The 12620-nt window shown below is 45.0% G+C and carries 11 protein-coding genes; 7 read left to right on the top strand and 4 right to left on the bottom strand.

Going from position 1 to position 12620, the window contains the following annotated elements; all coding sequences use genetic code 11:
• Positions 1 to 47 precede the first annotated feature (47 nt).
• From AC23P2_RS20380 to AC23P2_RS20395, 4 genes are all read left to right on the top strand, one after another.
• A complete protein-coding gene (locus tag AC23P2_RS20380; RefSeq protein WP_487774905.1) occupies positions 48 to 1052 on the top strand; it encodes a pectinesterase family protein in 1005 nt (334 codons plus the stop codon).
• Positions 1053 to 1106: 54 nt separating this feature from the next.
• Complete coding sequence (locus AC23P2_RS20385; protein ID WP_487774906.1) at positions 1107 to 2741, top strand: glycoside hydrolase family 43 protein; 1635 nt, start codon at positions 1107 to 1109, stop codon at positions 2739 to 2741.
• Positions 2742 to 2802: 61 nt separating this feature from the next.
• The gene (locus tag AC23P2_RS20390; protein WP_487774907.1) at positions 2803 to 3618 is read left to right on the top strand and encodes an HAD family hydrolase; all 816 of its coding nucleotides are present in this window, start codon (positions 2803 to 2805) and stop codon (positions 3616 to 3618) included.
• A gap of 25 nt (positions 3619 to 3643) precedes the next feature.
• A complete protein-coding gene (locus tag AC23P2_RS20395; RefSeq protein ID WP_487774908.1) occupies positions 3644 to 4615 on the top strand; it encodes a peptidylprolyl isomerase in 972 nt (323 codons plus the stop codon).
• An 80-nt stretch (positions 4616 to 4695) separates the two neighbouring features.
• On the opposite strand, the gene AC23P2_RS20400 is transcribed toward AC23P2_RS20395, so the two are convergent.
• From AC23P2_RS20400 to AC23P2_RS20415, 4 genes are all read right to left on the bottom strand, one after another.
• Positions 4696 to 6063, bottom strand: a complete 1368-nt coding sequence (locus AC23P2_RS20400) for an ATP-binding protein (protein WP_487774909.1) — start codon at positions 6061 to 6063, stop codon at positions 4696 to 4698.
• A complete protein-coding gene (locus AC23P2_RS20405; protein WP_487774910.1) occupies positions 6060 to 6752 on the bottom strand; it encodes a response regulator transcription factor in 693 nt (230 codons plus the stop codon). Before AC23P2_RS20405 ends, AC23P2_RS20400 begins: the two co-directional genes overlap by 4 nt.
• Positions 6753 to 6852: 100 nt before the next feature.
• The gene (locus tag AC23P2_RS20410; RefSeq protein ID WP_487774911.1) at positions 6853 to 7206 is read right to left on the bottom strand and encodes a TerB family tellurite resistance protein; all 354 of its coding nucleotides are present in this window, start codon (positions 7204 to 7206) and stop codon (positions 6853 to 6855) included.
• 78 nt (positions 7207 to 7284) lie between these two features.
• Entirely contained in the window at positions 7285 to 8073 is a 789-nt protein-coding gene (locus tag AC23P2_RS20415) for a prohibitin family protein (RefSeq protein ID WP_487774912.1), read from the bottom strand.
• Positions 8074 to 8266: 193 nt separating this feature from the next.
• On the opposite strand from AC23P2_RS20415, the gene AC23P2_RS20420 reads away from it, so the two are divergent.
• The 3 genes from AC23P2_RS20420 (at position 8267) to AC23P2_RS20430 (ending at position 12616) form a co-directional block, all read left to right on the top strand.
• Positions 8267 to 10762 (top strand): PIG-L family deacetylase, encoded by a 2496-nt coding sequence (locus AC23P2_RS20420; protein WP_487774913.1) that lies wholly within the window; start codon positions 8267 to 8269, stop codon positions 10760 to 10762.
• A gap of 87 nt (positions 10763 to 10849) precedes the next feature.
• A complete protein-coding gene (locus tag AC23P2_RS20425; RefSeq protein ID WP_487774914.1) occupies positions 10850 to 11446 on the top strand; it encodes an RNA polymerase sigma factor in 597 nt (198 codons plus the stop codon).
• 48 nt (positions 11447 to 11494) lie between these two features.
• Complete coding sequence (locus AC23P2_RS20430; protein ID WP_487774915.1) at positions 11495 to 12616, top strand: FecR family protein; 1122 nt, start codon at positions 11495 to 11497, stop codon at positions 12614 to 12616.
• The last annotated feature ends 4 nt before the right edge of the window (positions 12617 to 12620 follow it).

Consider the following 12620-nt stretch of genomic DNA (forward strand, 5'->3'; position numbering starts at 1 on the left):
ACATCCCGAAAGTTCAAAACTTTCGGGATGTTCTCTTTCTCTTAATCATGTTACGATATTTCCTTTTTTGTCTTTATTTAGGGGTTCAGGTCATTTTTGCCCAATCTACAACCCCAACTCCCCCCACCTACCCGTCTAAGTTTGTGGTAGCCAAAGACGGTAGCGGCGACTACAAAACCATCCAAGAAGCTGTCAATAATTTCCGTGATCACTCGCAAGTACGCGTAACGCTGTACATCAAAAATGGCGTTTATCACGAAAAACTGGTTATTCCAGCTTGGAAACCCAACATCCACCTCGTCGGTGAAAGCAAAGAAGGTGTCATCATCACGGGCGACGACTTCTCGGGAAAGCCATATCCTAATGGCGCTAAAGACGCTACTGGAAAAGATAAGTTCAGCACTTACACCTCATTCGTTGTGCTTGTGGACGCCCCCGACATTGTCATCGAAAACCTTACCATTCAAAATACCGCTGGGCGGGTTGGTCAAGCGGTAGCACTGCACGTAGAAGGCGACCGTTTTGTGTGTAAAAATTGCACATTGAAAGGAAACCAAGACACGCTTTTCGCTGCTCGCGAAGGTAGCCGTCAGTATTACAAAGACTGCTATATTGAAGGGACGACCGATTTTATTTTCGGAAAATCTATTTCTGTTTTTCAAAACTGTACCATTCATAGCTTGGCCAACTCGTACATCACTGCGGCAGCCACCCCCAGTTATCAGCCCTACGGTTTTGTCTTTTTTGATTGTCAACTTACCGCAGCCCCCGAAGCAACAAAGGTTTTTTTAGGTCGTCCATGGCGTCCGAATGCCCAAACCATTTTTATCAGAACGAACATGGGACGCCATATTTTGCCAGAAGGTTGGGACAATTGGCGAAACCCCGAAAACGAAAAAACGACTTTATACGCCGAATATGCGTCAACTGGTGAAGGTGGGAAAAGCGAAAAACGGGTCAAGTGGAGCAAGCAGTTTTCTACCAAAGACCTCAAGAAATATACCTTAGACAAAATACTATCAGGCAACGACTCCACAGGTAAATGGTGGTAGCAGTGGTGTGTTTGGGTTTCTCAAAACCTCCACTGTCATTAAAAAATAAGCAGTATGAACTTAAAAAATACCTTGCGCCTCGCGCTCAGTTTGACCGTCTTTCTTTTTCAGGCCGAAGCCCAGCAGCGGTACATATCCAAAGTATGGGTCTCTGACCTCGGCGACGGAAATTACAAAAACCCCGTGATTGACGCCGATTATTCAGACCCCGATGCTTGTCGGGTCGGTAATGATTTTTACATGATTGCTTCGAGTTTTGATGCTGTACCAGGTTTGCCCATTCTTCATTCCAACGATTTGGTCAATTGGAAACTCATTGGTCACGCCCTCAAACGGCAGCCTCCTTTTGATCATTTTTCCAAAACCCAACACGGAAACGGCGTATGGGCACCTGCCATTCGCTACCATAAAGGCGAGTTTCTAATTTACTACCCCGACCCCGACTTTGGCATTTATTTGACCAAAGCCAAAAACCCAGCTGGCCCTTGGTCAGCCCCAACGTTGGTGGAAGGCGGCAAAGGATTGATTGACCCTTGCCCTTTTTGGGACGAAGACGGGCAGGCTTACTTAGCGCACGGTTGGGCAGGAAGCCGCGCGGGTATAAAAAGTATTTTGACCATCAAAAAAATGAACCCAGCGGGTACAACCGTACTCGACGAAGGGGTTATTGTCTATGATGGCCACGAAAAAGACCCGACTGTCGAGGGGCCAAAACTTTACAAACGAAACGGCTACTATTACCTCTTTGCCCCAGCGGGGGGCGTTGCTACGGGTTGGCAATTGGTACTTCGTTCCAAAAATATTTATGGGCCTTACGAGCGAAAGGTAGTAATGGCGCAAGGAAACACACCCATCAACGGCCCACATCAAGGCGCATGGGTGGACACTCCAATGGGAGAAGATTGGTTTTTACATTTTCAGGACAAAGGCGTCTATGGTCGCGTAGTTCACCTTCAACCGATGAAGTGGGTCAACAATTGGCCTGTGATTGGGATTGACAAAGACGGTGACGGCTACGGTGAACCCGTTCTGTCGTACAAAAAACCGAACGTTGGGAAAACCTACCCCATCGAAACCCCTGCGGAATCTGACGAATTTGACTCGATAAAGCTTGGGCTTCAATGGCAGTGGCAGGCCAATCCAAAAGGCACTTGGCACACAACGAGCAACCTTGGTTTTCTTAGACTATATTCCGATAAAATCCCTGACGATGCTAAAAACTATTGGGACGTCCCGAACATTCTCTTGCAAAAGTTCCCGACCGAAAACTTTACGATTACCACCAAATTGACCTTTTCCCCGAATCCCAAACTTGAAAACGAAAAAGTTGGGCTCATCATCATGGGGAAAAGCTACGCCAACGTTGGGCTAAAATCATCCAAAAAGGGTGAAGTCTCGCTCGTTTATACCGTTTGTAAAAAAGCGTCCGAAAAAGCCCCCGAAGAAGAAACCGTCATGAGCAAGTTTGAAAAAGGGAAACCCGTTTTCTTGAGGGTAAAAGTTTCAAAGGGTGGAAAATGCCAATTCAGTTATAGCACTGATGGTCAAAACTTTACCAAAACTGGCGACGAGTTTAAGGCGGATGTTGGCGGATGGATTGGCGCCAAAGTAGGTCTTTTTTGTACGCGTACCACCCAAATCAATGATGCTGGCTATGCGGATTTTGATTGGTTTAGGGTTGAGCCTTAGTAGTGAAAAATTAGAAGAATTTGTGCAAATTTGAGCCTCATTTCACCATTATTCGCACTCAATGACCGATATTAGGCTCATCGCAACAGACATGGACGGTACGTTGCTCAACTCCAAAAGCGAGCTTGACGCTTCGTTTTTCACCCTCTTTTCTCAACTCCGAGCGCAAGGAATTCTGTTTGCCGCTGCCAGCGGGCGACAGTACTACAACCTTGCCAAGTACTTCGATGCCATCAAGGATGATATGTTTTTTGTGGCCGAAAATGGCAGTTACGTCATGCACCGCGACCAAGAACTGTACGTTCAATCGCTGGACCTTTCGATTGCGCGTCAAATGGTTGAAATAGCCCGTACGATTCCCAATACCTACATTATTTTATGTGGAAAGAAAAAAGCATACGTTGAGAGTAATGTACCCAAATTTTGGGACCAAGTAACCAGGCATTTTGAGCAATACGAACTTGTTGAAGATTTAACCACCATTGAGGATGACCAATGCCTAAAGATTAGCTTGTGCGATTTTGGCGGTTCTGCCAATAACAGCTACGCTTACTTCAAACCCTTTGAGCAGGAGTTACAAGTAAAGGTTTCGAGCGGAAAATGGCTTGACATCTCGCACAAACTAGCCAACAAAGGCCAGGCACTCAAAGTATTACAAGAAAAGTACGGTATCGCACCCGAACAAACCATGGCCTTTGGTGATTACCTCAACGACCTCGAAATGATGCAACAAGCACACCACTCGTACGCCATGGAAAACGCCCACCCCGCCATTAAAGAAGCCGCTCGTTTTCAGGCAAAATCAAACGATGAAAAAGGGGTTTTTGAGGTTTTAAAGAAAGTAACTGGAACTTTGCCCCTCAATTCTGGTTTTTGACATTATTAACTTTTTGCATAAATAAATGACTGAGAAAGAAGGAATCTACGCCATATTCGACACCGCGAAGGGCGAAATCACCGTAGAGTTATTGTACGAAAAATGTCCCATGACGGTAACCAATTTTGTTGGGTTGGCCGAGGGAACAATGGAAAACAGCGCCAAACCGTTGGGGCAACCATTCTACGACGGACTTAAATTTCACCGTGTTATCAGTAAAGTCAACGGCGATAGCTCTGATTTTATGGTTCAGGGTGGCGATCCACAGGGCACTGGCTCTGGAGGCCCAGGCTACCGTTTTCCCGACGAAATTGATACCACATTACGCCACGACCGCCCAGGCGTATTGTCGATGGCAAACGCTGGCCCAGGCACCAACGGTAGTCAGTTTTTTATCACGCACGTGCCAACTCCTTGGCTCGACGGTAAACATACCGTTTTTGGTTTCGTAATTGATGGACAAGAAGTCGTCAATCAAATGAAAACCAATGATGCCATTAATGCCGTAAAAATTGTTCGTCAAGGTGAAAAAGCCCAAGCTTTTAAAGCCGACAAAGCGGCACTTGATGCCCACATTGGCCAACTTGCGGAAAAACAAAAAGAAGCAGAAAAAGCAGAAGTAGAAACGTTCAAGCAATGGGCATTGGCCAATTACCCGACGGCACAATTTACCGCCTCTGGTCTTGGATACGTCATTAACAATGAGGGAACGGGAAAAGAAGCTGTGGCTGGTAAAAACGTTTCGGTACACTACACAGGTTCTTTCCAAAACGGCCAAGTGTTTGATTCATCGCATTCTCGCCGTCAACCTATTGATTTTCGTTTGGGCGAAGGCCGCGTCATCAAAGGTTGGGACGAAGGTATTGCCTTGATGAAAGAAGGAGCCAAATATACGCTTTTGATTCCTTACCAACTTGGCTACGGTAAAAATGGTTACGGGCCAATTCCCGCCAAAGCTACGCTCATTTTTGAGACGGAATTGGTGAAAGTTGGATAATACTGCAACCACTTTGAAACCATATAAGAAATATAAGGGATTATAAGTTTTTCTTATATGTCTTATATGGTTGCAAAAAACTAGCCTACCCGAAAAGGCAGCGTCATAATAAACGTTGTACCCTCCTCAAGGGTAGAATATACCTGCAAATGACCGTGGTGAAGCAAAACGATGCGTTCCGTCAGTGGCAAACCAATACCGTGCCCATTGATATTTCGGGCATTAATTCCCCGCCGAAAAGGCTTAAAAATAGTAGGCAATTCGGTTTGAGTAATGGGTGGGCCAATGTTATGAAAATGCAATTCGATTGTATTTCTTAGTGCCTGAAAACGAACTGAAACGGTGTGGTTTGGGGAAAATTTACACCCATTTTCTACCAAATTGACCAACGCAATTTTAAGCAATGCTTCGTTTCCTTCAACCACAAAATGAGAGTTTGTTTCTGAAAATTCGCTCAAGTCCACTTTCACCGTATATTGCGGATAGACCTTCAACAACTCACTACGCACCTGCCAAAATATCTCATCAATAGGTACTTTTTCAAATTTCACCACCGATTCGTCCATACTCACTTTGGCCAACGCCAATAAGCCATTTGAAAGTTGGTTGAGTTGACGTACGTCTTCCAAAACCGACATGAGCGTCTCTTGCCATTCTTGGGGGTCTTCGTCCATCAGGGCCACTTCTATCTGCCCCGTGATTGCCGTCAGAGGCGTTCTGAGCTCGTGGGAGGCATTCGAGACAAAAGCGCGTTGTAGTTTAAACCCCTCCTCCAACCGATCCAACATCCGATTAAAACGCACGGCCAATTGCCCGATTTCATCTTGTTTATTGCCGACATCTACCCGCAAATCCAGCCGATTGGCCGAAATTTGATCGACCCTTCCGATGAGTTTTTTTAGTGGCAGCAAGGCGCGATAAGCATAAACCCAACCTACAAAAAATACCACAAAACTAGCCAACAACCAACCTACTGCAAGCACCAAAAGTAAATTACGATTTTTGCTAAACCCATAAATATCAACGCCCGAAGCAAGCACCACAAGGTGGTTATGTTGATCTACAAACAAAACCCCAACCACTTCCCGTCCCTTTTGCACCCAACGAACCTCTTTTTCTTCCCGAACCTCTTGCAAAAGCGCTTTTGTCACCTGCAAATAATCAGTACCACTTTCGTACACCAACGAGTCACGGTCGTTGTAAATGATAATTTCCTCCTCCGTCAAAACGGTTAAATGATTCTTATCCAGCAATTTAAACAACTCTGGACTAACTGTCTCTGTCCCAAACAGCAACTGTGCCGATGTAGTTGCTTCGGCTTTGAGACGTTCATAAAACTCGTTGCTTCGATGGCGTTCTGAGAGGAAATAAATCACCACGCAAAACACCAACAATAGCGTAGAAACTACAGCGGTAAATAACAGCGTTAGACGCCCACGAATGGTCATTTTTCTTTCAGGGTATAGCCCATTCCTACCACTGTATGAATGAGTTTAGTAGGAGATTCTTTATCAATTTTTTTGCGTAAATAATTGATATACACTTCGATAAAGTTGGTTCCTGTATCAAAATCTATGTCCCAAACCTGCTCGGCGATGTCCATTTTTGAAACAACCCGCCCACGGTTTCGCATCAAATACTCCAACAAAGCAAACTCTTTGGCGGTAAGTTCAATCGTATTGCCCCCGCGAATGGCCAACTTTTGGTCTAAATCCAACTCTAAATCGGCTACTTTTAATCGATTTGTGGGTTGGTCATTTGATTTTTGGGAACGTTTGAGCAAAGCCCTTAACCGCGCGACGAGTTCCATAAAATCGAATGGTTTTACTAGATAGTCATCTACCCCCGCATCAAACCCTGCCAGTTTATCGGCGGTGGTATCAAGCGCTGTTAACATTAAAATAGGTACATTCGGATTTTTTGTGCGCACATACGTCGCCAATTCGACCCCATCCATGTGAGGTAGGTTTACATCCAAAATGAGCAAATCATAGCTACTTTGGTCAAAAAACTGCTGACCCGCGCGCCCGTCTTCCGCTATTTCGACGGCAAAACTGTGTTTTTCAAGTCCTTTCTTAATAAAAGCCGCAACTTTAGTTTCGTCTTCTACCAAAAGAAGCTGTGGTGTATGATTCATATATCTTTTGATCTGCTTTTGTAAGAATCAACAAATGTATATAATAAGGGTAAAAATGAGATTGTTGACCAATTAGAAGTTTATTAGAAATGAGATTGACCTAAACCCTTCCTAAATCAGCTTTAAACATTTCCATAAAGTTGATTTCTTTTGGTGAAACTCTATTATCTGCTTCCACAATTTTTTCCATGACGTCAATTAATTTAACTCTAACTTCGGGTGTCAAGGCTTCTCGGTGTTTTCTAAAGCAGTCCATTGCCAGATAATACGCTTCATCTACTGTAGCATTGCTGTGTTCACGGAGCAAAAAAGTATTAATTGCCTGTACACCATGCGGTTTTTGTTCGAGTAAAATATAACGGGCCTTTAGTGAATCTAACGAGCTTACTTGCCCATCCGATTTTATGAGTGCATAAGCCACACTCCCGAGTCCTGAGAATACATAAGGTGACATAATCAGTGTTGTTTAATTATTAAAAAGACAGGACAAGTAAGAACTCGTCCCGTCTAACCTAACTTCAGCCATTAAACTTTATTGAATCTTATCGGGGCCAATCAACATGGGGGTATTACCGTTAGTGATAATCACTTTCGAATTCGCTGACGTTGATAATTTATTGAATGCTTCTATTGATTTGAATTGAATCAACATGGGTGTTAGACCTTCGTTTATTATTTTCTGAGCATCGCGGATTCCCTCTGCTTCGATGATTCGACGTTGCGCTTCTTGTCGTTCTTTATCAAGCACAAATTGCATTCGTTGCGCATCTTGCTCTGCCTCCAATTTATCCTCAATTGCTTTGGCAAGCCCTGCTGGCAGTACAATACTTTTCAATAAGACTGATTCTACCACAAAACCACGGTCTTTGAGTTGCGCCATCATTTGGTCTCTAATCGCTATCTCAATAGCCGCTCGCTGACCCGTGTGCATGTCTTTTGCATAAAAACGGGAAGACACATCAGCCACTGCCGAACGAAAAACGGGAAGAATCACGACTTGCTCGTAGTTTTGGCCCAACTTCTCAATAATTTGTGGCGCATCTTTCCCCAAAACACGGTATAAAATTGAAACATCTGACTGTACAGTAAGCCCCTCTTTTGACGGAAGCGGAGAACGCACCTCAATGTTCATGGTTCGGGTTGGAACTTTTATCATCCGCGTAGTAAACGGATTGAACGCTTTTAAGCCCTCGCTCAGGGGAGCTGTTTGTATTTTTCCCAATTTCCGTTTTACCCCTACTTCTCCTTGACGAACAACAACACAGCTACTTGTTAAAAAAGCTAGTGCAACAATTGGTATTAAGTGGTGGATGGTTTTCATAGTTGTTAATGAATTAGGTTGATTCACAGCTGTTTGTTTTTGACTGTGACAAATGTATTTACCTAAGCTTAGAACCAACTTATAACCACATTAGATGATTATTAGAATTCAATTCAAATCACTACTCAATGTCTTGTGTGACTTTTCTTTAGATTTTGTAGTTTTGTCAAAATACTCGCAAACCGTCTAAACCATGAGAAAACCCCTATTTCTTTTTCATTGCTTGTTGTTTATCACAATTTGTCACTTCATCCATGCCCAGGTAAAACCCCTCACCTCAAGTGAAATTTTACTGAACCTAAAAAAACTGAACGTCGTTGGCAGTGCCATGCACATTGCTGCCCACCCCGACGACGAAAACACCCTACTACTCACCTATTTATCCAAAGAAAGGCTCGTTAAAACGCAGTACCTTGCCCTCACCCGTGGCGATGGTGGCCAAAATCTCATCGGCCCCGAACAAGGCGAGTACATCGGTATTATTCGTACGCAAGAGCTGTTGGCCGCCCGTCGAATTGACGGCGCAGAGCAGCTTTTCTCGCGGGCATACGATTTTGGATTTTCAAAAACCCGCGAAGAAACCTTGAAGTTTTGGGGAGAAAACAACGTGCTGTCGGACGTCGTATATCACATTCGTAAAAATCAACCCGACGTGCTTATCACGCGCTTTCCGCCTGATGCCCGCGCAGGGCATGGTCACCACAACTCTTCGGCATTTTTGGCAGAAATTGCCTTTAAAATGGCAGGTGACCCAACTAAATTTCCTGAACAACTAAAAGAAGTACAAACTTGGCAACCCAAACGCATCGTTTGGAACTCATTTTCGCCTGGATTCAACAATCAAAAACCGACCGACAAAGGTACATTCATCACCGTTGACATTGGCGGCTATAACCCGCTTATCGGAAAATCGCACGCCGAAATTGCCGCCGAAAGCCGCAGTTCGCACAAAAGCCAAGGATTTGGTTCAGGTGCCAACCGCAATGCCCGCGTCGATTTTATGCTACACAAAGACGGTGTCCCTGCCGAAAAAGATGTATTTGACGGCGTTGACCTTACTTGGAGCCGCGTCAAAGGCAGCGAGCAAGTTGCCCAACTTATCGACCAAGCCATCCGAAATTATAACGTGAGCTACCCCGCTTCATCGGTACCTGTTTTGGTAAAGATTTACGAAGAATTGGACAAACTCGACGCCAAAAACCTGTATGTACAACAAAAAAAGGCCGAAGTGGAAGTGCTGCTCCAAAATTGCCTTGGCCTTTGGTTTGAAACCAACCCAACGGACTATTCCGTGGCTGTCGGCGACCGTGCGTCCCTGAAAGTAAGTGTGGTGAAGCGCAGCGATTTTCCCATCAAACTAACGCGTTTGCAGTTTGTTGGGGCATCAAAAGACACAACCATGACGTTGGAAATGAAAAATAACGAGCTTTCGGTGTTTTCATTTGCGCCTACAGTACCTGCCAACACGCCCATAAGCCAGCCGTATTGGTTGGTCAAACCCATCAAAGACGGGGCATTCCAAATCGACGACCAATCAAAATTATCAACCCCCGAAAACATTCCTACGCTTCAAACGGCGTTTACTTTTGAAATCAGTGGTCAAAAATTCACCTTTACCAAACCTTGGGTTTACAAATCAACTGACCCTGTGGACGGCGAAGTCTATCGACCGTTTGAAATTCGCCCCGAAGCCACCGCAAACGTTTCGGAAAAAGTCTATGTTTTTGCTGACAATCAGCCCAAAACAGTGGACATTGTCGTAAAAGCCCACCGCGCCAATGTCAAAGGCACGTTGACGTTTGACGTACCCACGGGCTGGCGCGTAGAGCCTATGCAATTGCCGTTTGAAATGCGCGAAAAGTACCAAGAGCAAACAGTTTCGGTCAAAGTATTCCCATCGGCACAACAAAGCGACGTCAAGCTCAAAGTGATTACCAAAACTGACAACGGCGAAAATTCGTACAGCCTTCGTTCGGTCGAATACAAGCACATTCCTACCCAAACCATTTATCCAAGTGCAACCACCGCTTTGGTAAAATTGGACATCAAAAACAAGGCAAAAAACATTGGGTACATTGCGGGGGCTGGCGACGAAGTTCCTGCGGCACTGCGCCAAATGGGCTGCCAAGTGACGTTGCTCGACGAAGGTTCTCTCAACAAAAACTTGTCAGTGTATGATGCCATCGTAGTAGGTGTGCGGGCTTACAACACCGAGGAGCGCATCAAATATTTTCAACCAAAACTGATGGAATACGTCAAAAATGGAGGTACAATGGTGGTTCAATACGTAACGGCGGGTGGTTTTGGAAATACACTCAAAGTACAAGAAATGGGGCCGTATCCGTTCAAAGTTGGCCGCGACCGCGTGACGGAAGAAGATGCCGAAATGCGGATTTTACAACCTGCTCACCCGATTTTGAATACACCTAATAAAATAACAACCAAAGATTTTGAAGGCTGGATACAAGAACGCGGAATCTATTTTGCCGTAGAATGGGACAAAAACTACGTACCACTTTTCTCGGCCAACGACACAGGCGAAGCTGCCAAAGAAGGAAGTTTGATTTATACCCAATACGGGAAAGGTCACTTCATTTACACAGGCATCGTATTTTTCCGCGAATTACCCGCGGGCGTACCTGGCGCTTACCGTTTGTTTGCCAATATGATTTCGTTGGGAAAAAAGTAGCCCAACAATAGGATTGACTAGCCACTGAGACGACGATTAAAACCCGTACCTCAGCGGCTAGTCCATTTCCTTACCCAAAGAATTAACATGGATACCCCCATCGACGAGCAACAACTTTGGCAGGATTTTCAGCAAGGTGACGACGACGCATACACCCAGCTTTATCGCTTTCACGTCAGAGCTATGTATCGTTATGGACTTAGTTTAGTACCTGTTTCTGAGGCTTTTGTCTTGGATTGCATTCACGATGTATTTGCCGAAATTTGGGCAAAAAAAACACGCCTTACGGTTCCAGAAAATGTGCGGTATTACCTACTTAAATCCCTCAAAACCCGCATATTACACCTTCTCAAACGCCACGAACGTCCGCATTTGTTTGTTTCTCAACCCGATTTTGATGACCTCTGGGCCGAGCCTTCGAGCGATGAGCTCCTGATGCAAGAAGAGGAAACTTTTGATCGGGAACAGTTAATCAAACGCCTTGTTAGCCAACTCCCCCCGCGTCAGCAGGAAGCCATACGACTACGTTTTGTGGAAAATATGGAATACACCCAAATCGCCGAACTCCTTTCCATGAATCGGCAATCTGCTCAAAATCTGGTTTTTAGGGCTGTCGAAAAATTAAGAAGCTGGCTGCTTCCTTCTCTTTTTTATCTTTTTCAAGTTTTTTTTAACAGTAAGTGAGTATAGAAGTGAGGGATTGGTCATCTACGGACAAAAATCCTAAACACTGTGCCAAACCAATACGCTTTTTACTCGGCAGCAGATTTTGTCATCGACGATGCTTTTTTAAAGCACCAACTTACCCCCACCCCTGCTTCAATCGACTGGTGGAATCGCTGGCTAACCGAAAATCCATCCCAACAAGAAGAATGGCACAAGGCAGTTCAATTACTTGAAGCCGTACGTTTGGGGTTAAACGATTATACCCGTACCTACCTCACCCCCGAAACAGAAGCGATGTTGTTGTCGCGCATTCAGGCCACCAACCGACTGCATGACGAAGAGGAAACGCCTACTCACTCGCTGTGGAATCAGCCGTGGATTCGGTACGTGGCAGCAGCCAGTGTGCTAAGTTTGATAGGTATCGGCTGGTGGGGGCAGCAGTCATTTCAACGCCGCACTCAACCCTACCAAGCGTACGTGGCAACCCTCGATGAGTCAAAAATCGAGAAAGTAAATCAGGGCGACAAACCCCTCCATTTTCAGCTTCCTGACGGCTCGCAAGTCACCCTCTTTGCCAAAAGTCGTTTGAGTTTTGATAATTTTTTTGGAAAAAAAAATCGCAGCGTTTATTTGTCGGGAAAAGCCTTTTTTGAGGTCAAAAAGCAGCCAAATTCGCCATTTTTTGTGTATGCCAACGAGCTTGTCACCAAAGTCTTAGGTACCAGTTTTGTGGTACAAGCATATCCCAACGACAAGCAAGTTGAAGTCCAAGTAAAGACGGGGAAAGTATCGGTATTTACCCAAAACGACCCCTCTAAAGCCCAAAAATTGAGCAACCGCGAACTAGAAGGAATTGTATTGACTCCTAACCAACAAATTACGCTCAATCGGCAAGAACTTCGACTGGCGCGGACCTTGGTACCCGAGCCCCAGCTCTTGGCTCAGCCTATACCCCTGCCAGCATTCGAGTTTGAAGAAGCGCCCGTTCCGCAGGTGTTAGAGCTCATTGAAAAAGCATACGGTATCCACATCGTTTATGATGCCGAGCTGCTCTCCTCTTGCACCCTCACGGCTTCACTTTCGGAGGAATCACTTTCACAAAAAATCAAATTGATTTGCCAAGCAATAGACGCCACCTCAGAAACCATTGATGCTCAGATTGTTATTTACTCCAAAGGTTGCCATTAGTTCC

The sequence above is a fragment of the Runella sp. R0.1_18 genome, assembly GCF_057652155.1.